Source organism: Caldibacillus thermoamylovorans, assembly GCF_000751775.1.
Classification (GTDB): Bacteria; Bacillota; Bacilli; order Bacillales; family Caldibacillaceae; genus Caldifermentibacillus; species Caldifermentibacillus hisashii.
In genome coordinates, this window is sequence record NZ_CCRF01000015.1 from 1 (window position 1) to 22,531 (window position 22,531).

A 22,531-nucleotide genomic window follows, 5' to 3' on the forward strand; every position below is an offset into this window, starting at 1 on the left:
TTCAACCAACAGGTCAAGCATTGTTAGAGCAATTAGAAGATATTACCGTGATCCTTATCAATCAAAATCAGCAAAAAATTAGACTCCTACCCGACAATATTGATTCACAAGCCAAAAAAATCATTGAATTATGCGGGTATGATCTATCGATATACGTGTCAAAAAATGTCGAAAATCAAGGGAAATAACACATAACAGGAGGAAACCTCGAAAAAAATGTCGAATTCAATAGAAATTTGTCGAAAATCCATCAAAAAATGAAGATATCACCCCATCAAGCCATTTAGATAAAGTTCATTCAAAAATTACGATGAATTTCACTTAAGATGTTTGAAATGTGGGTTTGAAAATTTCACTAAGATTTTGGACGAAATAATATGGAATTTTAATTATTGTGATATAATAACGTTACTTCAGTTTCTTTGTAGGTGCGTCAGGGAGTTGTTTACAATGAATTTGGAAGTGCTGATTAATCAATATTACGAACAATTAAACGAAAATGATTTACATGTGATCAACTATATTAGTCAGAATTTAATTTTGTGCAAGGATAAAACAGTTACTGAAATCGCAAGGAACTGTAATGTTTCTCCTTCAACCATTATTAGAACGACAAAAAAACTTGGCTTTCATGGATATAGTGAGTTTCGTTATTTTTTAAAAGAAGAAGCGGAGAGAATTAAAGATAAACAAGTGTCGAACAATCAACATTTCAGCAGTTCTGTTTTATTAAAAGATGTGCAGGAAACCATTAAACTTTTTGAAGATAATAAGAGACTAGAGGAAATTTACAATTTATTGTTAGAATCCAATCAAATTTTTGCTTATGGAACGGGATATGGGCAGAATTTAATGCTGAAAGAGTTTTCAAGGTGTTTATGGAATTATAATATTTATTTAAATATTATTCCGAGCAAGACTGAACTTGAGTTAATCTCGGAGGCGATTACTCCGAACGATCTTTTATTCGTTGCATCTTTATCTGGAAATATTAAAACAATTGAATCAATAATTAAAAATATTGTCGTAAAGAAAGTACCTATCGTTTCGGTTACTTCATTTTCTAGAAATGATTTAGCATATATAGCAGATTACAATCTATATTATCAAGTTTCAAATTTAAATAAAGTGAGTAGCCTAAATAACACATCTTATTGTACTTTAAACTTAGTTTTAAGTTTACTGTATGAAGGATTAATTAATTACGTAAGGGAAAACGAATAGGCTTTTTTCTATACTCATTTAAAATGGAAAAGGAGGATTATCATCGCAATTAATCGTTTCACGATAACCCTCCATGTGTAAAGCGGTAATTTTCTTATTTAACTTTTACAGTTAACACGGTAGTATCTTTTGCTGCGACACCAAAGTTATATTCGATGGTATCGATTTTTTCACTATTTGTAATGATTAGCGACGTGATGATGGATTTCGCTTTTTCTTTGATTAGATTTATATCAAAGGAAATGAGTTTTTGACCAGCTTTTACTTTGTCTCCAACTTTTACAAAACTCTCAAAACCTTTACCAGACAGGTTAACTGTATCGACTCCAATATGAAGTAATATTTCCAACCCATTATTCGCTTTGATTCCTACAGCATGTAAGGTTGGAAAGATTTGAACAATTTCTCCGTCAATGGGTGAATATAAACGATTTTCTGATGGTTCAAAAGCAATTCCGTCCCCCATCATTTTTGAGGAAAATACTTCATCAGGCACTTTAGAGAGAGATAGTGCTTTACCGACAATGGGAGACTTGAATTCAGTTGCATGATTCTTTTTTGAAAAATCTAACATGGATTTTCCTCCTTTTTTAGTATTTATTAGAGGGATTGAGAAAAAAGTCACTTCAACAATCTTCTGTTACTTTGTCAATGGCTCTTTTTTATTTGCAAATTTTATGGACTAGATGCAGCATGACTTCGATGCCTTTTTTCAAATCTTCATAATCTGTCCATTCATCTGGGTGATGTGATATACCATCTTTACTTGGTACGTAAATCATATTCGTAGGTGCAAAATCTGCCATAATCATTGAATCATGGCCAGTTCCGTTATTAATAATTGTGTACTCATAGCCAAGCTCTTTGCAAATGTTTTTCATAAGTTCAACATTTTCCTGTAACATTACACTTGGTGGAGTAGGATTGCTATAACCAATTCGAGCCATTTCAATCATTTCGAAATCTACCTTTGTTTCTTCTTTGATCGCTTCTAATTCTTTTCTTAATAATTCGCTGACATTAATGTTTTCTACAAGTTTTTTATCAAATGTTCGAATTTCTACGGTTGCTTGTGCATAATCTGGCACAAATTGGTTAGAGTTTGGAGTAATTTCTAAACAGCCAACATGGCCTGTAATGCTAGGTCCTAAATCTTTTACCATTTTATTTACAGCTAGAACAAACTTGGATGCAGCAACGAGTGCATCTTTTCTACTTTCCATTGGTGCAGTCGAGTCTTCTAATGTCCCGTAGAATTTCACTTTAAATCGTCCGATTCCTGGAAGATATTCAACTAAACCAACAGCGATACCTTTATTATCAAGAACAGGTCCTTGTTCAATATGAAGTTCGATAAAGTTTCGAATGGAACCTTTTTCTCTTTTTGCACTTTCTAAATCAGGATTTAGGCCATATTCTTTCATTGCTTCTCTTTTCGTTTGACCAAATCTATTTTTAACCGTATCAAGTTCTTTTTCAGTTAATGTTCCAATCATTGCACGAGAATTTGATACGCCGGTACTTGGACCAAATGTTTCTCCTTCTTCCGCATTCATTGCAATCATTTCAATTGGGAATGTGTTTTCGATATTGTTTTCATGAAATATGCGCATAATTTCGAGTGCTGCAATTGTTCCGGCAACTCCATCGAAAGGTCCACCATTCACCACTGAGTCATAATGAGAACCAATCATAATGATTGGTGCATTTGGGTTTTTCCCTTCTCTACGCCCAAATAATGTTGAGAATCCATCTTCCCATACTTTTAGGCCGATTTTTTCCATTTCATTCCTTATATAGTCTTTTGCTAATTTATCCTCATGGGAATATGACGACCTTGTTACGCCGTTTCCAGGAGTTGATGAAAAGTTTGCTAATGTTTCGATGTCTTTAATAACCCGGTCTAAATTAACTTTCATTTTAATCGTCCTTCCTAACTAAGTGATTCGATAGCCTATCTGGGGATAATAGTAACACCAGAAAAATAGGGGTACAACACATGTAGGAGATAATGATTTTTTTGTCTCATTCTGAATAAAAATTCCGTTTTGTAAAAAATGTTTTTTGTATAGTGAACTATTATTTATGGAGAAGGTTTCCTGGATAATTATTCATGTTGCGAACGAATATTCAAGTTTTGGTTATAGGGTTTAAATGGCGAAAAGATATTGTTCGAATTTTTTTTTGATGATACGATGTCTTCAAAGCAGAGATGAGAAGGTTTTCTGTAAGGGCTAGAAATGCTATAACAGGTCTTACTGATATTTTCTGCTTAAAAATCTCTAGAGAATTTTTAATTACCGGTAAGCTGCTTTTTTATTAACCTACTAATTGGGGAGGTATGGATTTTAATTATCTCTTGACTATCGTTTCCAATATAGTTCACTAATATTTCATAATAATATTCAACGCGAGAAGCTTTATTAAGTGTAGTGAAAATTTCTGTTTTAATTATAGTTATTCTATAAAAATATGATTTGGTGGTGAAAAATTTATGAGAACTGGTATTCAGAAGCTTGGAAAAACTTTAATGGGACCGTTGTCAATCATTGTCGCCTCTGGGTTACTTTTAGGGATTGTGTCAATTTTACAAAACCCTGATCTAGTCGGTAAAGGTATTGCAAATGCTGTCATTATACAAAACTTTATTGGTGGTGTGCGGGCAGTTGTATCGATGATGTTTGGCCTTCTTCCTATACTATTCGCAATTTCGGTTGCAACTGGAATGGCAAAGGAAGATAAGGAAATTGCTGGTTTTGCTGCAGTTATTGCATTTATTATTTTCCATGTAGTGATTGGTTATTTATTGAATTTAAAAGGTATCAACGCTGAAACTACTTCAGTTGATTATTTAATGCAAGAAGGATTAACGCAAATTAAAGCGTTTGAAGTTTCAAATGCTTATGAAACAATGTTAGGTGTATTTACGTACCGCATGGGCGTATTTGGTGGTATACTTGTTGGTTTATGGACTGCTTATATTCATAATAAGTATCATACGAAACAACTTCCTACAGCTTTTAGCTTTTTCAGTGGTAATCGTTTTGTACCTATTATGATTATCGTAACAATTCCGTTTATTTCAATTGTTTCCTACTTTATTTGGCCTTATTTCAATACGGCTATTAATGCGTTGGGTGGATTAATTAGTAAAGCAGGAGCAATTGGTACTTTCTTATATGGTTTTTCTGAACGTTTACTTATTCCAACAGGATTGCATCACGTATTAAATCAATTGATTCGTTTTACACCAATTGGTGGAACTGCTGTTGTTGATGGAGAAACGGTATCTGGGGCATTATCGATTTTTAATGCAGAACTTGCTTCATCAAATCCAGATATTGATACATTAAGAATGGCTACTCGTTTCTTAACCCAAGGAACACATGCATTCATGGTATTTGGATTACCCGCTGCATGTTATGCAATGTACAAAACATCTTATTTAGAAAACAAACCAAAGGTGAAAGGGTTGCTTCTTGCATCTGCGTTAACTGCATTTGCAACTGGTATTACTGAACCTATTGAATTTTCATTTATTTTTATTTCTCCAATTCTATGGATTTTCCATGCATTCATGGCAGGGTTGTCTTTCTTCCTAATGGATATAATGAATGTCGCTGTTGGGAATGCTGGTGGAGGAATGATTGATTTAACCATCTTTGGTATTTTACAAGGTACTTATACAAAATGGTATTTGATTGTGTTGGTTGGTCTTGTTTATGCAGTTGTTTACTATTATGTATTTAAATTTGTCATTTTAAAATTCAACGTGAAAACACCTGGAAGAACGACTGATTCTGAAGAAAGTGGTGAAGCAGCAGATACTGTTGAGTCAAGTAGTGATGAGTTAGGTGCAGTTATTCTTAAAGCTTTAGGCGGAAAAGAAAACGTTTTAGAAATCGATAACTGTATTTCAAGATTACGGTTAGTATTAAATGATACTTCTGTAGTAAATAATACATTATTAAAATCAACGGGTTCGATGGGTATTGTTAAAATTGACGAGAATAATTTACAAGTGGTCTATGGTCCAAAAGTCGAACAAGCTGCACGATCTTTGAAACAGGAAGTAAAAAAATAAACTTTAGGAGTATACTTGAAAATTAAAAGGCAGAAGACATGAAGTTCATTGTTTACTATTATTTGGTAAACCTTTGAGATAGAAATAGAAAGAAGGAGGGAAGATTCATTAAAACGATATCCAAGCTTATTAGAAATGGTACCGTTTTAATGAAGCAGTTAAATGAAAACGATTTTTGTAAAAGATTATGATGAAATGTCTAAAAAAGGATACGAATTTATTAAAGAAGTAATCCAAACAAAAGAGGAGCCAGTTATTTCAATGACGACTGGTGGTACACCTAGAGGGATCTTTAAATTATTTGTTGAAGATATTAATAATGGTTTAGATATAAGGGATACAACGATTATGAATTTAGACGAATATATAGGACCAAAAGAAGCTGTTTATACAGTAAGAACGTTCATGTATGAAAATCTATATAATAAAATTCATGTTCAACCAAAAAATATTTTCTTGATCGATGGTTCAACTAACAATCCAGCAAAGGAGATTGCAAGATATAAAGCAATACTTGATCAACATCCTAGAGATATTCAAATTTTGGGTTTGGGTACGAATGGTCATATCGGGGCAAATGAACCAGGAACACCTTTCGACTCAACGATGTTTTTAGCAAAACATGAAGAATCTACTATTCAAAGTACGATGAAAGAATATGGCATTACAAGAGAAGAAGTGCCAACAGAAATGTTAACACTTGGATTTACGGAAATTTTTGAAGCAGAAAAAGTCATTCTTCTGGTATCCGGAAAACATAAAGCGAAGGCTGTAAAAGCATTACTAGAAGGGGAAATCACTCCTGATTGTCCAGCTACAGCATTGAGAAATTGCGATAATTCCATTGTTATTGTTGACGAAGACGCCGCATCGCTATTGGAAAAAAAGTAAAGATGTGAATTTTGGTTTATTGGTAAAGAGGCCTTTGTTTAATTGGGCCTCCTTTTATTAATGGATTCGGAATGATTTTTAAAAAATGGGGCAATGATTGGTTATCCCTCTTTTTAGTGAAATGGAATGTGATTTGGTAGAGCCTCTTCGTACATGATTTCCCTGTTAAAGGGATTTCTTGATTTCAACACAATTTACTCCTACCCTAACTGTTCCTTCAAGATTGCCAATTTCTCCCTAAATTTGTTAGTATAATAAACAAACTAATAATATAATTATTTTATAAATAATAGTTTTTACTCTATAATACCATTATTGAAAGCAATAAAAAAAGAGATCACATAACAGACTAATGAGGGATACCATATGAAAACTCTAACGGGAAATCAGCAATTAGTAAAGCAAATTAATAAAACACTAGTACTTGAAACCATTTTACATGAGGCACCAATATCAAGAGCAGATATTTCTCAAAAAGTAGGACTGAATAAAGGAACCGTTTCTTCCCTTGTGAATGAATTGTTAGAAGACCAATTAATTTATGAATCAGGTCCCGGACAATCAAGCGGAGGAAGAAGACCAGTAATTCTACTATTTAATGACAAGGCCGGCTTTTCGATTGGTATAGACCTTGGTGTCAATTATATATTGGGGGTTCTTACCGATTTAAGAGGTAATATTATTGTTGAGGTAAATAAAAAACTTACCGTCCGATCTTATGAAGTTGTAATTGAAATATTACAATCAGTTATATCCGATTTAATTAATGCCGCACCACAAAGCCATTATGGAATTGTTGGAATCGGTATTGGTGTTCCCGGGTTAGTTAATAACCATGGAGAAGTTCTTGTTGCACCCAATTTAGGATGGAAAAATATAAATTTGAGGGAGGAAATCGAAAATTGTTTTGACATTCCCGTTTTAATTGAGAATGAAGCAAATGCAGGTGCATACGGAGAAAAACTGTACGGTGCGGGAAAAGAAAATGATAATATTTTGTATATCAGTGCAGGAATTGGTATTGGTGTTGGAATTATTTTGAATGGAAAGCTTTTTTACGGAATGAATGGTTTTTCTGGTGAAGCAGGGCATATGATTGTACAAGTAAATGGTAAAGATTGCACTTGTGGAAGTAGTGGCTGCTGGGAACTTTATGCCTCCGAAAAAGCGTTATTAGAAGAGGCAAGAAAATTAAAATTAACTGGCATCACTGAGGAAACTTTGTCTATAGAGTTATTACTTGAACTTGCAAATAGTGGGAATGAGGATATAATCAATCTCTTCCATTCAATAGGTATGTATCTGGGAGTCGGAATAAATAATATTATTAATATCTTTAATCCGGAACAAGTCATTATTGGTAATCGACTTACAATGGCAAAAGACTGGCTTGAAAAATCGATAGAAAAATTTATAAAAAACCATACAATGAAATACCATCAAAAGGATTTGATTATTAGTTTTTCCAAGCATGCATATTATTCAGCAGCAATAGGTGTTTCTGCCCAAATGATTGATCAGTTCCTAAATAACGCTGTTTCGATTCTTGATGCCCAATAATTTCGTTAGTTTATTTTTATATTGTGTTAATAAATTTTAAAAAATGGAACGTCTATGTACACGTTCCATTTTTTAGCTATGAAAACCTTCTATTTTTTCCACTTTTGTCCTTGTCCTTAATAAAAAATACAAGTATCAACAAATTATCGGAAAAATTAGGGTATATTTTTAATTGTTAATACTTTTGCTGAGGGCTTTAATGTCCTCATGACTTAGACCAGTAACTTTTACTATAAGATTTGGAGAGAGGCCTTCTAAAATCATTTTTTTAGCAATTTCTCGTTTTTCCTCATTTCTTCCAATTTCTTTTCCGATTTCCTTCCCTCTTTCCTCATAAGAAATCGGCAATTCCATGATTTTGCTTGATAATTCCGGATCTAATTTGTTAACCTCTTGCATGAGAACTTTCTCCTCCTCATCGGTCAATTTTAAATACCTTTCAAAAAACCATAGATCAACCGTTGACGTGCCGGGTCAAGTTGCATTCGAACCAGCATTCGCAAAAATTCTTTCTTCACTTCAACCCTTTTTGCTTCTGTAAAGCCCATCTTACAGAGAAGCGCTGCCGCAACCGGGTTGTTCGAGTGAATAAAATCACGCCAACGCAATTTTCGCAATGTCAATGTTAAAAATTGAAAGCTTAATACATGGAAGAATGGAAAGCTCATCGAAAATTCATTTTTCTCGTTATAATTTTTATCATACGTAAAGACTGCTATGGGTAAAATTGGTTTCCTATATTTATTATAAAGCAAGCTAAAGTAAAGATACATGCGCTCATGGAAATTTGCTTGGTAGTAGCTTTGTGGTTCGACATGAATAATGAGTATTGTTTCTTCCCCTTTTAATGTTGCTTCGATAACAATATCAGCACGCCGACTTTCGCCTCCCAAGAGATCAGTGAATACTTCCTCGGAAAGCGGCCGAATCGCCGAAAAGTCGATATACTTATGCACTTCGGGAAAAAACAACTCGAGAAATTCTGCGAAAAACGTATGAATTAGTTCTTTAAAAAGTTGGTCATGATCTGTATACCTTGACGTACCTGCATCTTCATAAACGTAGGTAAGAACAGGCATGTTGTCACTCCTTTTTAAAATATGATTCCATACTTAGGAATGAAAGTGATTTGTGCAATAGAATCAGGATGAATAAGTAAGGGGGGATTATATACAATTTTCGATATCAGGTTAAGAAATCCTGCTATTGTTTGATAGAAAAACGTATAAAAAAGACAAATTTATTAGGGAAATAATTCAACTGTGATATTTATCTATTCATAAATCTCACAGTTGAATAGCTATCTGGTTTGGGCGAACTGTCTTACTTATTTTTACATAATAACTAATGGCATCTAGTATTTTTTATGTAAGTACCCATATTTTAACACATTCCCGAGTAGCATTGTCCCACAATAAATATTTAAGACAGATCTTTGATTCTAGATCAACTTTATACAGTTCTCTGACTTGGCTAAAACATTTTAAAGGCATATGTTTGCGGTCTGGATGGATATTTATAGTCAAAAGAAAGCAACAAACTAAAAGAAAATTTAAGAATCTAAAAGAAAAATAAGTTATCAATAACTTAGTTTATCTAATGGACAAACTAGTTATTACATGCTATAATTTGTTTGTGGTTGTTATGAATATAAATAGATATTTTGAAAAATTAGGAGGAACTACTATGGCATACTTCGAAAACGTTTCCAAAATTCAATATGAGGGACCAACATCTAAAAACGCACTAGCATTTAAATTCTATAATCCGGAAGAAATAATTGGCGACCGTACCATGGAAGAATGGTTACGTTTTGGTGTTGCTTACTGGCATACATTCACATATGACGGAACAGATCCATTTGGTCATGGTAATATGATTCGCCCATGGAATCATCTGAAAGGAATGGAGTTAGCAAAAGCTCGTGTTGAAGCAGCATTTGAATTCTTTGAAAAACTGAATGCGCCGTTCTTCTGTTTCCATGATGTAGATATCGCACCAGAAGGAGAAACGCTTCGGGAAACAAATAAAAACCTTGATGAAATTGTTGATATGATTGAAGATTATATGAAAACGAGCAAAACCAAACTACTTTGGAATACGGCAAATATGTTCTCTCATCCGCGTTTTGTTCATGGTGCGGCAACTTCTTGCAACGCAGATGTATTTGCTTTCTCTGCGGCAAAAGTGAAAAAAGGGTTGGAAGTTGCGAAACGCCTAGGTGCAGAAAACTATGTATTTTGGGGCGGGCGTGAAGGATATGAATCACTCCTAAACACAGATATGGGGCTGGAACAAGACAACTTGGCACGCTTCTTCCAAATGGCTGTTGATTATGCAAAAGAAATCGGTTTTTCCGGTCAATTTTTAATTGAACCGAAACCGAAAGAACCGACTAAACATCAATATGATTTTGATGTGGCGACAGGAATTGCTTTCTTGAAAAAATATAACTTAGATCCATATTTCAAATTTAATATTGAAGCAAACCACGCAACATTAGCCGGACATACCTTTGAACATGAATTACGTGTTGCCCGAATCAACGGGATGCTTGGTTCAGTTGACGCAAACCAAGGTGACCCGTTGCTTGGTTGGGATACGGATGAATTTCCAACAGATCTTAATGCAACTACTCTCGCAATGTATGAAATTATTAAAAATGGCGGATTGGGCAAAGGTGGCTTAAACTTTGATGCAAAAGTCAGAAGAGGCTCCTTTGAACCGGAAGATTTATTCCGTGCCCATATTGCAGGCATGGATAGTTTTGCAGTTGGTCTAAAAGTGGCACATAAATTAATTGAAGATCATGTTCTCGATGATTTCATTGCAAACCGTTACAGAAGTTACAATGAAGGGATTGGCAAAGAAATCATCCAAGGGAAAGCAGATTTCAAAACATTAGAAGAACATGTTCTAGACATGAAAGAATTCAAAAATGAATCCGGCCGTGTTGAAGAATTACGGGCATTGGTTAACCAATATTTGTTAACTGCTTTTTAAATACGAATACCCCCCCTTTAAAAAAAATTAATAGCTGAACTCTCAAACGGGTTCAGCTGTTTTTTCCATTATGTGAAAAAGGAAGATGTGAAATGAAATATGTGATAGGAGTAGACCTGGGGACCAGTTCTGTAAAAGTTTTATTGGTCGATCAAAAGGGTATGGTTGCCGGGGAAGTTTCGAAATCATACCCGTTAATCCAAGAGAAGTCCGGTTACAGTGAGCAAGATCCAAACCAATGGGTGGAAAAAACGACCGAAGCATTGGTCGAACTTGTTGCAAATTTTCACGGCAATCCGTCAGATATAGAAGGAATCAGTTTCTCAGGTCAAATGCATGGACTTGTTATATTAGATGAACAACTGCAATTACTTAGAAATGCGATTCTTTGGAATGATACACGGACAACAGAACAATGTGAACAAATTTATCATATTATTGGGAAAGAAAAACTGCTTGAAGTTACGAAAAACGTTGCGTTGGAAGGTTTTACTTTACCAAAAATTCTTTGGGTAAAACAATACGAGCCAAATATTTTTGAAAAAATTCATGTGTTTATGCTACCAAAAGACTATTTGCGTTTCCGAATGACCGAAAAAATTCATATGGACTATTCAGATGCAGCCGGCACATTGCTGCTCGATATTGCGAAAAAAGAGTGGAGCGGGGAGCTCTGTGAAGCATTGGGAATCGACCCAACTATTTGTCCGCCATTGGTGGAGTCGAGTGATTTCATTGGGACGTTAACAAAGGAATTTGCCGATAAAACAGGTTTAAATGAAGCAACAAAAGTATTTGCAGGCGGGGCGGACAATGCATGTGGAGCAATTGGGGCAGGCATTCTCTCATCCAATAAAACGCTGTGTAGTATCGGAACTTCCGGTGTAGTCTTATCTTATGAAGAAACAAAAGATCTTGATTTTAAAGGGAAAGTACATTATTTCAATCACGCAAAAGAAAATGCCTACTATACAATGGGGGTGACCTTAGCTGCAGGATACAGTCTCAGTTGGTTTAAAGAGGTATTTGCAAATAATGAAAACTTCAATGATTTTGTGTCGGAAATTGAAGAAGTCCCGGTTGGTTCGAATGGTTTGTTGTTCACCCCTTACATCGTTGGGGAACGGACACCGCATCCTGATGCCAATATTCGGGGGAGCTTTATCGGAGTCGATTCGAAACATACAAGGGCACATTTTGTAAGGGCTGTCATTGAAGGGATTACCTTTTCCTTAAATGAATCAATCGAAATCTTCCGGGGAGCCGGCAAGAAAATTGACACGATTATTTCAATTGGTGGCGGTGCCAAAAATGAAACTTGGCTGCAAATCCAAGCCGATATATTCGGTGCTAAAATTATGAAATTAGCAAGTGAGCAAGGTCCGGGTATGGGTGCTGCTATGCTTGCTGCATATGGATGCGGTTGGTTTGACAGTTTGGACCAATGTGCAGATAAATTTTTGGATGTCGTCAAAGTGTATGAACCAATTCCTGAAAATGTTAAGCGGTATCGTGAGTTATTTAAGATTTATCAGGAGGTTTATGAGCATACAAAAATTTTAAATAGAAAATTGGTAGAATTCCGATATTAACTTATTCATTATTTAAAAAAGGGGTGTATTTAAATGGTAAAAATTCAAAATCCTGTATTGACTGGTTTTAACGCAGATCCGTCCATTTGTCGTGCCGGGGAAGATTATTATATTGCTGTCTCTACATTTGAATGGTTTCCGGGCGTTGGGATCTATCATTCAAAAGACTTAAAAAATTGGCGTTTAGTTTCAAGACCACTAAATCGGTTAAGCCAACTAAATATGCTTGGAAATCCGGATTCCGGTGGGATTTGGGCTCCGGATTTGTCCTATCATGACGGTAAATTTTGGTTAATTTATACGGATGTAAAAGTAACAGAAGGCCAATGGAAAGATGGTCATAACTACTTAGTCACTTGTGACACGATTGACGGGGAATGGTCTGATCCGATTTATTTGAATAGCAGCGGATTTGATCCTTCGCTGTTTCATGATGAAGATGGAAAAAAATATTTAGTGAATATGTACTGGGATCATCGCGTCGGCCATCATAATTTCTATGGCATTCTTATGCAAGAATATAGTGTGAAAGATCAGAAACTCATCGGACCGAAAAAAATTATTTTTAAAGGAACAGATGTAAAACTTGTAGAAGGACCACATTTATATAAAATCAATGGATATTACTATTTACTTACAGCGGAAGGTGGTACAAGATATGAACATCAAGCAACAATAGCTCGTTCGAAAGATATTTGGGGACCTTATGAAGTACATCCGGGAAACCCAATCATTACTTCATATCCGTATCCAAGAAATCCATTGCAAAAAGCTGGGCATGCCTCCATCGTTCATACTCATACCGATGAATGGTTTTTGGCTCATTTAATCGGACGACCGCTGCCAAAGGGAGATCAGCCGTTGCTCGACCCTCGTGGTTTTTGTCCATTGGGGAGAGAAACAGCCATTCAAAGATTAGAATGGAAAGATGGTTGGCCGTATGTTGTTGGTGGAAATCAACCTTCATTGGAAGTAGAAGGTCCGAAAGTAGAAGAAGTGAAATGGGAAAGAGACTTCCCTGTGAAAGACGATTTTGATTCTGAAAATTTAAATCTACATTTTCAAACTTTGCGAATACCGCTTGGAAGTGACACGCTATCCCTCACAGACAACCCAAGTCATTTGAGACTCTATGGTCGGGAATCGTTAACATCAAAATTTACTCAGGCATTTGTCGCAAGACGTTGGCAACATTTTAATTTTACTGCAGAAACAAAAGTAGCCTTTAAACCGGAAACGTTTCAACAAGCTGCCGGATTAGTAAATTACTATAATACACAAAACTGGACAACACTACAAATTACTTGGCATGAAGAAAAAGGTAGAATCCTTGAACTGATGTCATGCGATAATTTTACCTTTGATCAACCTTTAAAAGGTCAGGAAATTATTATCCCGAATGATGTAGATTATGTGTACATGCGAGTGATTGTTAAAACCAATACTTATGCATACTCGTATTCCTTTGATGGTACAACATGGTTTGAGATTCCAGTAACATTTTATTCTTATAAACTTTCAGATGATTATATCCAAGGTGGGGGTTTCTTTACTGGTGCATTTGTCGGTATGCATTGTCAAGATACCTCGGGTGAGAGAATCGCAGCAGATTTTGATTATTTTATATATAAAGCTTAAGTTATCGAAAACATTTTAGTATCTATCTTTTAAGTTCAGATAGTCGTTATGATTTTTCAAAGACGACTATCTGTTCATGTAAAATAACAGTTATTATTTCTAAAGAAATCTAAAAACCAAATTTAAAAATACTCCAAGTTATGCTACATTTCTCTATGTTTACCTTTCCTTTTTTCCAAATAAGAAAACAATGGGTTAATATAAATTTTACTTAATAATAGTTAGTACGTATTTTACATTAATGAAAGAAAGGTAATCAGTCATGTGGAACTTGCTAAAAAAATGGAATACTTTAAGAAATCAAATTTTGTTTGTGTTTCTGACTGTAATGGTTATTGTTTTATCTATTGTAACAACAATTACCTTAAGTCAAGTTTCCTTACTTATAAAGGGGAATGCAGAAGATCAAATTAGACAGACAGCACTTGAGGCTAGTGGTCGAATTGATTCCCTGTTTGAGCAATTAAATACGGCCACAAAATTTATCATTACTAATCCACGAATCCAGGATATATTTACACGAAAATATAAAGGAGAACAAATTCCATTTTCTGACTTGCAAAGCTTGTATAACGCTGTTAACAATATTCAAGCGAACACAGAAGGAATATATTCGGTTGAATTGTATACGGAAAGTTTAGAACAATTATTACCTTTAAATGACACCAATAAATTGTTTAATCGGATAAACGTGAAATGGATAAATGAAGCTGATTATGCTAAGGGAAAATTAGTCTGGATTGGTGAAGATCCGAAAAATAGAAATTATTATTTGGCGATAAGAAGAATAAATTTAATGGACAAAAGTTTTGAAAATGCAGGCTATTTACTAATTCAAGTTTATAAAAACTATTTTTCAATAACAAAAATGAAAAATAGTAAGCAATATACTTTCGTACTTGACGAAAAATTAGACCCCATTTATTCCAATTATCCCGGAAAAATAAGTCCTGTTTCTTTTAAAAATAAATCTACGACTGTCATTAACAATACCGAGTATATGGTTACCAAACAAATTTCTAAAGACGGATTTACTGTTTTGATTTTAACTCCCGTGACCGCTTTAACTGAAGGTCTAAACGGGATAAGTATAGGTATTATCGTATCCGGATTTATTGGAATTTTAATCTTTTTCATATGCTCATGGTTTCTTTCAAATATGATAACAAGGCCGATCACCAATTTGACGAATACAATGAGACTGGCGAACGAAGGATTATTGGCGATTAATCCGAATGAGCCGACTGTAAATGAGATAAATGAATTAAATAGTACATATAACCAACTTGCGAGGGAAACAAACCATTTAATTAAGATGGTGTATCAAAAAGAAATAATCCGTAGTTACAGTGAACTTAAAGCATTACAAGCACAAATTAATCCTCATTTTTTATATAACACATTAGATTCATTGCGTTGGTCGTTGGAATATAAAGGGGAAGAAGAACTTGCTAATATCGTTGTATCAATGTCAAATTTATTCCGCTATACGATTAGTAAGAACACTAATGATGATTGGGTTACACTTAGTGAAGAATTTAATCATATTGAAAATTACTTAGAAATTATTAAATTTCGATTTGCTGATCGAATTAAGTGGAAGTTATTGCTGCCTACAGAATTAAAAAATATAAAAATTCCTAAATTGTTAATTCAGCCTTTAGTTGAAAATGCGGTTATCCACGGTTCAGGAAATCAACTTAATCAATGTACCATTATTGTTTCGGTTCAGAAAATTAAGAGAACAGACTTTGTGAGAATTACAGTTAAAGATGACGGAGCAGGGATGGATGAGGAAAAGTTACAGGATGTCAAGAATGCTTTAAATAATGGTGAAATTACCGGAAAAGGGATGGCACTTTCTAATGTAAAAAAACGCCTTTATTTTTACTATAAAGAAGAATTAGAAAAAAAATTTACCATAAGAAGTCGTAAAAATGAGGGAACAATGGTCACAATCGAAGTTCCAATTCATAGGGGAGATTTTTAATGTATGGTAAAACTATATTAATAGTGGACGATGAGCCGAGAACAAGAGAAGGAATAAAAAGAATTATTGATAGATGGGAAGAGGGAAAACATCAAGTCATTACTGCTGCAAACGGAATTGAAGCATTACAAATAATTAAAAAAAGCAAAGTTGATATATTATTGATGGACATTCGCATGCCTGAAATAACCGGTTTGGAAATACTGGAGATAATGAAGAATGAGGAGCAATCACCTGTTGTGATTGTTATGTCTGCTTATCCGGAGTTTGAGTATGCACAAAAAGCAATTGGTTTTGGAGTAATCAACTATTTACTCAAACCGATTAGTAAGAAAGAGTTGTTAGATGTCATTAAGGAAGCCGTTCATATTGTTGAAAAAAGAGAGAGAGTTGATGTTATTGAAAAAGTAGTAGATAAAAAACTTGTTGATGCGTTTGATAAAAATAATCAAGCACCTGAACCTATTCGTAAAGCAATCCAGTATATTGACATCAATATAAAAAAGGAACTATTTTTAAAAGATGTGGCGGAATATGTGCACTTGAATCCAAGCTATTTCAGTGTTTTATTCAAAGAGCAAGTAAACCTGACCTTTAGCGAATATATTACGAGAAGGAGAATTCAAAGAGCCAAGGAGCTGCTAATTACAACAAACATACCTATATCGGAGGTTGCGGAGGAATGTGGCTATAAAACAACGAAATATTTTATCAAACTTTTTAAGGAATTAGAGGGGACAACCCCAAACAGTTACCGGAAACAGCAATATTAAAGGTTTATAATTATCTAAAAATAATGGTATTTTTCCTAATCATTGTTACCTTTTTTGAAAAAGCTCCCGATGATAGACTGTTTTTATAAGGAAGTTCTTCCAACTTCACTTAAATTTAAATAAAAAGGGAGGTCTTTTCATGTCAAAGAAGAAAGCGTTATCAATAATAACCTTATTTGTCTTAATTATTGGTCTTGTATTGTCAGGCTGCTCATCCTCAAATGAATCGAACGGTGGAAAAAAGTCCGGTGATGGGAAAATTCATTTAAAATTTATGCATGATTGGCCACAAGGAAGTTCCTCAGCTTATTTTAATCTTGTAAAAGAAATTATTAAAGATTATGAAGCTGAAAATAAAGATGTTGTGATTGATGTTGAAGTATTGAACCCGGACCAGTACCGAGACAAAATAAAAGTTTTAGCAGCCTCAAATGAATTGCCAGATGTTGGTTTAACGTGGTCTAACGGTTTTGCTGAACCTTATGCAAAAGGGGGACAATTCGCACCACTAGATGACATAATCAAAAAAGATTTTCAGGATCAATTTGTCCCTGGTACGGTTGAATCTTACTCATTTGACGGGAAATCCTATGCTCTTCCAATGGAAATGAATATTACTTATGTATTCTATAACAAGGAAATTTTTAAAAAATATAATCTTGAAGAACCTAAAACATTTGCAGACTTGAAAAAAATTGGTGAAACACTATCGAAAAACGGTATCATCCCAGCTACAGTTGGCTCAAAAGATGGCTGGCCGGCATCGATGTGGTTTATGTATTTGGCTGATCGAATCGGAGGTCCTACTATTTTAACTGATGTCATCCAAGGAAAAGTTAAGATGACTGATCCAGATATAGTGAAAGCAGCGGAAGAAATTCAAAATCTTGTTGACTCGGGATTCTTTGTTAAGGGTAATACAGCATTCTCAAATGATGATGCAAAAGGTTACTTCTTGAACGAACAAGCTGCTATGTTTTTAACAGCTACTTGGGAATTGCCAAACTTCACGACTAGCCCGGATACTTCTCAAGAATTTAAAGATAAAGTTGGGTACTTTAAATTTCCAATCGTTGAAGGTGGAAAGGGAACAGACAGTAATAGTTATGTAGGTGGTCCCGGATTAGGTGCATTTGTTGCGGAAAAATCTCAGCATAAAGATCAAGCTAAAGACTTTGCCGCATACTTAGTAAAAGAGTGGGGAAAAAGGTCAGTTGAAAGTGCCGGAATTCTTCCAGCAACAAAAGTGAATACGGAAGGATTAGATGTTCATCCAATGTATATCGATGTATTAAACGATATAAACAATGCAACAAACGTAACAACTTGGTTCGATACACAAGCTACTCCAAATGTGTCAGAGTTGCATCATGATTTAATTACCGCACTTTATGGTAAACAAGTTACTCCAGAAGAGTTTGCAAAACAACATGATAATGCACTTGCTGAAGAAGCTGCGGAAAAATAAGTTTAAAGCTTTTAATCTCTCAAATTAGGGGGTATAGGTAAAGTGGATATACCCTCTGATTTGTAATAGAGAAGGAGTAAATACAATGAAAAATGTAATGTCTAATAAAACAGTTATTGCTCTCTATGTGCTCCCTGCACTTTTTCTGGTATTGTTCCTCATCTATATTCCTATGATTTTAACCGGTTACTATGGCTTGATGAAATGGGACGGAGTAGGAGAAATGAAATTCATTGGACTGGATAATTATATTAAGTTAGTCCAAGATAAGCTATTTTGGGAAAGTACTTGGCACTCCATTCTATTAGGTCTTTTCTCAGTTCTAAGTTTAATTGGCTATTTAATCGTCTCTTTAGTTTTAGCAAGTAAAATTAAAGGGGCAAATATATTTAGAAAAATATACATCATACCAATGCTTTTATCATCAGTGGCTATTGCTCAATTATGGATTAAGATTTTTGATCCAATGAATGGTTTAATTAATAGCTTTCTTACATCCATAGGTGTTGAAAATGTACCTTTGTGGTTAGCTGATCCGGAAATTGCATTATATGCTATCTTTATTCCGATTGTTTGGCAATATGCTGGATTTTATATAATTATTATCTATGCAGCCTTGGTAAATGTTCCCGAAGAATTAATCGAGGCTGCAAGAATTGATGGAGCGAATGCATTCCAAATTGCTTATAAGATAAAAGTTCCGCTGATTTCCGGTGTGTTAAAAGTGTTAGTCATTTTAGCAATTGTCGGTTCATTAAAGTATTTTGATTTAATTTATGTTATGACTGGTGGCGGGCCTGGACATGCCACAGAAGTTATGGCGTCATACATGTATAAGGAGGCTTTTGGCAAATATAATTTTGGTTATGGTAGTGCGATTGGTTTTGGATTATTAGTTATTAGTATGGTTGCAACTTGGACGATTCAAAAATTAATGAAAACAAAAGAGGATAATTAAATGGAGGGGGACAAGATGAACCCAAATGAATTAACGACGAAAAGTACAAAACTCACTCCTAAAACAGGCTACACCTCGCTTTTAAAAAAGATTGGAATGGTAATTCTCTATTTGGTACTTATTGTTGTAGCACTCGTGCAACTTTATCCCTTAATATGGCTGTTCCAATTATCATTAAAAACGAATCAAGAAGTATTTGGAATGTCGCCTTTTGCTTTACCTCAAGATCCGCAATGGGATAATTATATTGATGCTTGGACAACAGGAGGAATCAATAATTATTTCCTTAATAGTGTCTGGTATACAATTGTTGCAGTTATTTTGACACTTATACTGGGGAGTTTCGTCACCTTTGCAGTTACTAGAATGGAATGGAAATTAAAAGGCTTTGTATTGGCTTTATTCATGGCTGCTTATATGATTCCATTACATTCGACATTAATACCGTTATTCAATATTTTTAATAAAGTAAACCTAATTGATAACCCACTTTCCATCATAATTTCATATACAACTTTTAATTTACCAATTACGATTATGATTTTATTAGGGTTTTATCAAAGTTTGCCAAGAGAAATAGAGGAAGCAGCTGTTATGGATGGCTGTTCAGTTCACAGGATTTTTTTTCAAATTACCATTCCGATGACTGCACCTGTTCTTTCAACAACAGCGATCATTAATATGATTTACAATTGGAATGAGTTTGTATTCGTTAACACATTTATTAGCTCAGAGAAATGGAAAACTATTACGGTTGGTGTTAATAACTTTGTCGGTCAATATTTAACTGACTGGGGTGCCATTGGTGCGACACTTGTCATTAGTATTTTACCGATCTTGCTCGTTTATTTATTTTTGAGTGACCGAATTATTGAGGGGCTAGCAGCGGGATCGGTTAAAGGATAATTGAATACAGGAAATTGAATAAAAGATGAGGTATATTCTTTGATAAAAGGATTTACCTCTTTCAAATATAATAAATTCAAACCGGAACGAAAACTTTCTCTGTATACATAAGAAAATCTTTATATTAGTACCCCCACTGAATGATGTTTGACTTTATTTGAAAAGGGAGAAAAGAGACATGGCGATCATTAATGAAGTAAAAACGAATAAAAAAGCGCTCGCAATTACATTTGATGATGGTCCAAATCCAATTTATACACCACAAGTATTAGAGGTTCTAGCAAGTGTGAAAGCGAAGGCAACGTTTTTCATGATTGGGGAACAGATTGTAAAAAATCTTGAAATTGTAAAACTAGTGGTCGCACAAGGACATGAAATCGGAAATCACACTTTCACTCATGCAAGATTGTCCGACTTAAGTGAAGAGGAATGTATAAAAGAAATTCAACTAAATGAAAGATTAATTGAGCGTCTGGTAGGAAGGAAACCAACCACTTTACGTCCTCCTTATTTCGCTTTTAATGAGCAGGTAGAATTATTGTTATCTCGAATGGGTTATACGGCAATGGGAGCCCTAAATATGGATGCTATTGATTGGGAAAGACCGGGTACAGATTTTATTCTAGAGAAATCAAGGAATCATGTGAAAAATGGTAGTATCCTCATTTTTCACGATGGTTACGGTGATCGTTCACAAACGATTGAAGCGGTTCGACAACTTGTACCTGAACTAGTTTTTCAAGGATATAAACTAGTTACAGTAAGTGAATTGTTAAAGATAGGTCAAGAATAATTATTATAGAAGGAAGGAAAAAAATGTTATTAGAAAAAGGTCAGAAATTATTGTTTATAGGAGATTCCGTGACAGACTGCGAACGGCTAAAACCAGATGGAGAAGGCTTATTCAGAGCACTGGGGAATGGATATGTTTCCTTCATTGATGGATGGATACGTGCTGTTTATCCTGAATTGGCAATTCGGGTCGTTAACAAAGGAATAAGCGGCAACACGGTTCGGGATTTAAAAGAAAGATGGCAAAAGGATGTTCTCGATCAAAATGCTGACTGGCTATCAATTATGATTGGGATAAATGATGTTTGGCGACAATATGATTCACCATTTATAAAAGAAACCCATGTCTACATAGACGAATATGAAAGCACATTAACGCAATTAGTCAGTATTACGAAATCACAAGTAGCAAATATTGTTTTAATGACACCTTTTTATATAGAAAATAATGATAATGACCAAATGAGAAGAACAATGGATCAATATGGTGATGTTGTAAAAAAAATTGCAAACGAAAATAATTGTATTTTGGTAGATACGCAAGCTGCATTTAATAAAGTTTTACATCATCTGTATCCAGCTAGTTTAGCATGGGATCGGGTTCATCCCGATACAGCCGGTCACATGATTTTAGCAAAAGAATTTTTGAACTGTATTGGTTTTGACTGGAAAAAGTCGCTATAAATTTATTTAAAAGATGAGAAAAAATAAGATAGGCTCAACTTGCTTAAATAAAAAGTTGAGCTATTTGTTTATAAGGATTTAATTTCTTTCTTTTTCGCCAGGCGTTCAAATGTCATATAGCAGAAAGCCATTATAGAAAGTGCAGGAAAACTGGCACCATAGAAAACAATTAGTGCAGGTAAAATTTTCATAACGTAAAATGTAATTGCCAATGATAAAATAATGACAATATTTGTAAACGGGTTAATAAGCATCAACAAAAAAGAGTTTTTAAAAACAGTAAAAATATTTAATTCATAATGAACAAATACCGGAAAAATATATAAAGTAGTCATGACGACTGCAAACATATATAGATACAACAGTATTGAAATAATAGAGAAATTTTTTAAAGCATTTAGATAAAACAAATCAATTAAGATCATTGCATAAAAACCCGCAAGTATAACCCCAATTATATTACTTTTAAGAAATTCCTGTTTATAAATTTTTGAAAAAGTGCGAAATATAGGGAAATCAGCATCACCCTTCAGCCATTTTCGAATAATCGTAAACATGGAAACAGTAGAGGGCATCAAACCAAAAACGATAAGTCCGAAAAGAGTAAATAGTAGCCATAAAACATTTAAATAGGCTAATTTCGAAATCCACTCTGCCAAACTATAAAGCCGGTTGATAAAAATATTCATCACCCCCCAACTAAGTGTTTCCCAATCTATTGTTACTCCTATTATATATGAAATGTACGATTTTGAATATGAGAAAGCAATAAAAACAGTAACAGAAAAGGTTGGTAAATTTAAAAATCCGGTTATTTATGTTAAGGGGTTAAAAATTGTATACTCAATGGTAACAGAAAAAAACCGGCTATTTGTTTCAAGGGATAAAAATATTATAGTGTGATATATAACAAAAATATTGTTAAAAATGGAAACGTTAACCAAAATATGAGCTTTTTGCGATGTACT

At 34.3% G+C, this 22,531-nt stretch carries 17 protein-coding genes and 2 pseudogenes; 15 read left to right on the forward strand and 4 right to left on the reverse strand.

What is annotated here, in order from left to right; translation table 11 throughout:
- Positions 1-188: pseudogene (locus BT1A1_RS02295) on the forward strand (IS4 family transposase); the annotation flags it as partial.
- Positions 189-450: 262 nt separating this feature from the next.
- On the forward strand, positions 451-1,224 hold the full coding sequence (locus BT1A1_RS02300; RefSeq protein ID WP_034767685.1) for a MurR/RpiR family transcriptional regulator: 774 nt from the start codon (positions 451-453) through the stop codon (positions 1,222-1,224).
- Between the two features lie 94 nt (positions 1,225-1,318).
- On the opposite strand, the gene BT1A1_RS02305 is transcribed toward BT1A1_RS02300, so the two are convergent.
- The gene (locus BT1A1_RS02305; RefSeq protein ID WP_034767688.1) at positions 1,319-1,798 is read right to left on the reverse strand and encodes a PTS sugar transporter subunit IIA; all 480 of its coding nucleotides are present in this window, start codon (positions 1,796-1,798) and stop codon (positions 1,319-1,321) included.
- Positions 1,799-1,886: 88 nt separating this feature from the next.
- The gene (locus tag BT1A1_RS02310) at positions 1,887-3,143 is read right to left on the reverse strand and encodes a M20 family metallo-hydrolase (RefSeq protein ID WP_034767691.1); all 1,257 of its coding nucleotides are present in this window, start codon (positions 3,141-3,143) and stop codon (positions 1,887-1,889) included.
- Positions 3,144-3,718: 575 nt separating this feature from the next.
- On the opposite strand from BT1A1_RS02310, the gene BT1A1_RS02315 reads away from it, so the two are divergent.
- From BT1A1_RS02315 to BT1A1_RS02325, 3 genes are all read left to right on the forward strand, one after another.
- Positions 3,719-5,308, forward strand: a complete 1,590-nt coding sequence (locus BT1A1_RS02315; RefSeq protein WP_034767693.1) for a PTS transporter subunit EIIC — start codon at positions 3,719-3,721, stop codon at positions 5,306-5,308.
- A gap of 162 nt (positions 5,309-5,470) precedes the next feature.
- A complete protein-coding gene (locus BT1A1_RS02320) occupies positions 5,471-6,199 on the forward strand; it encodes a glucosamine-6-phosphate deaminase (protein WP_034767695.1) in 729 nt (242 codons plus the stop codon).
- A gap of 366 nt (positions 6,200-6,565) precedes the next feature.
- Entirely contained in the window at positions 6,566-7,759 is a 1,194-nt protein-coding gene (locus BT1A1_RS02325) for an ROK family transcriptional regulator (RefSeq protein ID WP_034767702.1), read from the forward strand.
- A 168-nt stretch (positions 7,760-7,927) separates the two neighbouring features.
- Here the strand turns inward: BT1A1_RS02325 and BT1A1_RS02330 are convergent.
- A pseudogene (locus BT1A1_RS02330) lies at positions 7,928-8,838 on the reverse strand (Rpn family recombination-promoting nuclease/putative transposase).
- Between the two features lie 607 nt (positions 8,839-9,445).
- Here BT1A1_RS02330 and xylA point away from each other — a divergent pair.
- From xylA to BT1A1_RS02380, 10 genes are all read left to right on the forward strand, one after another.
- Positions 9,446-10,762, forward strand: a complete 1,317-nt coding sequence (gene xylA, locus BT1A1_RS02335) for a xylose isomerase (protein WP_034767703.1) — start codon at positions 9,446-9,448, stop codon at positions 10,760-10,762.
- A 92-nt stretch (positions 10,763-10,854) separates the two neighbouring features.
- On the forward strand, positions 10,855-12,354 hold the full coding sequence (gene xylB, locus BT1A1_RS02340; RefSeq protein WP_034767706.1) for a xylulokinase: 1,500 nt from the start codon (positions 10,855-10,857) through the stop codon (positions 12,352-12,354).
- 33 nt (positions 12,355-12,387) lie between these two features.
- The gene (locus BT1A1_RS02345; protein ID WP_034767708.1) at positions 12,388-13,992 is read left to right on the forward strand and encodes a glycoside hydrolase family 43 protein; all 1,605 of its coding nucleotides are present in this window, start codon (positions 12,388-12,390) and stop codon (positions 13,990-13,992) included.
- Positions 13,993-14,254: 262 nt separating this feature from the next.
- Positions 14,255-15,982, forward strand: coding sequence for a sensor histidine kinase (locus BT1A1_RS02350; protein WP_034767710.1), 1,728 nt, complete (start codon positions 14,255-14,257; stop codon positions 15,980-15,982).
- The gene (locus tag BT1A1_RS02355) at positions 15,982-16,755 is read left to right on the forward strand and encodes a response regulator transcription factor (RefSeq protein ID WP_034767712.1); all 774 of its coding nucleotides are present in this window, start codon (positions 15,982-15,984) and stop codon (positions 16,753-16,755) included. The genes BT1A1_RS02350 and BT1A1_RS02355 overlap by 1 nt, the downstream gene beginning before the upstream one ends.
- A gap of 139 nt (positions 16,756-16,894) precedes the next feature.
- Complete coding sequence (locus BT1A1_RS02360; RefSeq protein ID WP_034767713.1) at positions 16,895-18,223, forward strand: extracellular solute-binding protein; 1,329 nt, start codon at positions 16,895-16,897, stop codon at positions 18,221-18,223.
- 85 nt (positions 18,224-18,308) lie between these two features.
- Positions 18,309-19,181 carry a carbohydrate ABC transporter permease gene (locus tag BT1A1_RS02365; RefSeq protein WP_034767715.1) on the forward strand — a complete coding sequence of 291 codons (873 nt, stop codon included), beginning with the start codon at positions 18,309-18,311 and terminating at the stop codon, positions 19,179-19,181.
- A gap of 96 nt (positions 19,182-19,277) precedes the next feature.
- Positions 19,278-20,087 carry a carbohydrate ABC transporter permease gene (locus BT1A1_RS02370; RefSeq protein ID WP_231553266.1) on the forward strand — a complete coding sequence of 270 codons (810 nt, stop codon included), beginning with the start codon at positions 19,278-19,280 and terminating at the stop codon, positions 20,085-20,087.
- Between the two features lie 178 nt (positions 20,088-20,265).
- Positions 20,266-20,880: a polysaccharide deacetylase family protein gene (locus tag BT1A1_RS02375; RefSeq protein WP_034767719.1), complete on the forward strand. Its 615-nt coding sequence runs from the start codon at positions 20,266-20,268 to the stop codon at positions 20,878-20,880.
- 23 nt (positions 20,881-20,903) lie between these two features.
- Entirely contained in the window at positions 20,904-21,563 is a 660-nt protein-coding gene (locus BT1A1_RS02380; RefSeq protein ID WP_034767721.1) for an SGNH/GDSL hydrolase family protein, read from the forward strand.
- Positions 21,564-21,631: 68 nt separating this feature from the next.
- On the opposite strand, the gene BT1A1_RS02385 is transcribed toward BT1A1_RS02380, so the two are convergent.
- The gene (locus tag BT1A1_RS02385) at positions 21,632-22,252 is read right to left on the reverse strand and encodes a YesL family protein (RefSeq protein WP_034767722.1); all 621 of its coding nucleotides are present in this window, start codon (positions 22,250-22,252) and stop codon (positions 21,632-21,634) included.
- Between the last annotated feature and the right edge of the window lie 279 nt (positions 22,253-22,531).

Bases quoted from the DNA above. Each gene is read 5' to 3' on its own strand.
- BT1A1_RS02300 (WP_034767685.1), top strand. From the start codon at position 451: ATGAATTTGGAAGTGCTGATTAATCAATATTACGAACAATTAAACGAA.
- BT1A1_RS02305 (WP_034767688.1), bottom strand. From the start codon at position 1,798: ATGTTAGATTTTTCAAAAAAGAATCATGCAACTGAATTCAAGTCTCCC.
- BT1A1_RS02310 (WP_034767691.1), bottom strand. From the start codon at position 3,143: ATGAAAGTTAATTTAGACCGGGTTATTAAAGACATCGAAACATTAGCA.
- BT1A1_RS02315 (WP_034767693.1), top strand. From the start codon at position 3,719: ATGAGAACTGGTATTCAGAAGCTTGGAAAAACTTTAATGGGACCGTTG.
- BT1A1_RS02320 (WP_034767695.1), top strand. From the start codon at position 5,471: ATGAAAACGATTTTTGTAAAAGATTATGATGAAATGTCTAAAAAAGGA.
- BT1A1_RS02325 (WP_034767702.1), top strand. From the start codon at position 6,566: ATGAAAACTCTAACGGGAAATCAGCAATTAGTAAAGCAAATTAATAAA.
- xylA (WP_034767703.1), top strand. From the start codon at position 9,446: ATGGCATACTTCGAAAACGTTTCCAAAATTCAATATGAGGGACCAACA.
- xylB (WP_034767706.1), top strand. From the start codon at position 10,855: ATGAAATATGTGATAGGAGTAGACCTGGGGACCAGTTCTGTAAAAGTT.
- BT1A1_RS02345 (WP_034767708.1), top strand. From the start codon at position 12,388: ATGGTAAAAATTCAAAATCCTGTATTGACTGGTTTTAACGCAGATCCG.
- BT1A1_RS02350 (WP_034767710.1), top strand. From the start codon at position 14,255: ATGTGGAACTTGCTAAAAAAATGGAATACTTTAAGAAATCAAATTTTG.
- BT1A1_RS02355 (WP_034767712.1), top strand. From the start codon at position 15,982: ATGTATGGTAAAACTATATTAATAGTGGACGATGAGCCGAGAACAAGA.
- BT1A1_RS02360 (WP_034767713.1), top strand. From the start codon at position 16,895: ATGTCAAAGAAGAAAGCGTTATCAATAATAACCTTATTTGTCTTAATT.
- BT1A1_RS02365 (WP_034767715.1), top strand. From the start codon at position 18,309: ATGAAAAATGTAATGTCTAATAAAACAGTTATTGCTCTCTATGTGCTC.
- BT1A1_RS02370 (WP_231553266.1), top strand. From the start codon at position 19,278: ATGGTAATTCTCTATTTGGTACTTATTGTTGTAGCACTCGTGCAACTT.
- BT1A1_RS02375 (WP_034767719.1), top strand. From the start codon at position 20,266: ATGGCGATCATTAATGAAGTAAAAACGAATAAAAAAGCGCTCGCAATT.
- BT1A1_RS02380 (WP_034767721.1), top strand. From the start codon at position 20,904: ATGTTATTAGAAAAAGGTCAGAAATTATTGTTTATAGGAGATTCCGTG.
- BT1A1_RS02385 (WP_034767722.1), bottom strand. From the start codon at position 22,252: ATGAATATTTTTATCAACCGGCTTTATAGTTTGGCAGAGTGGATTTCG.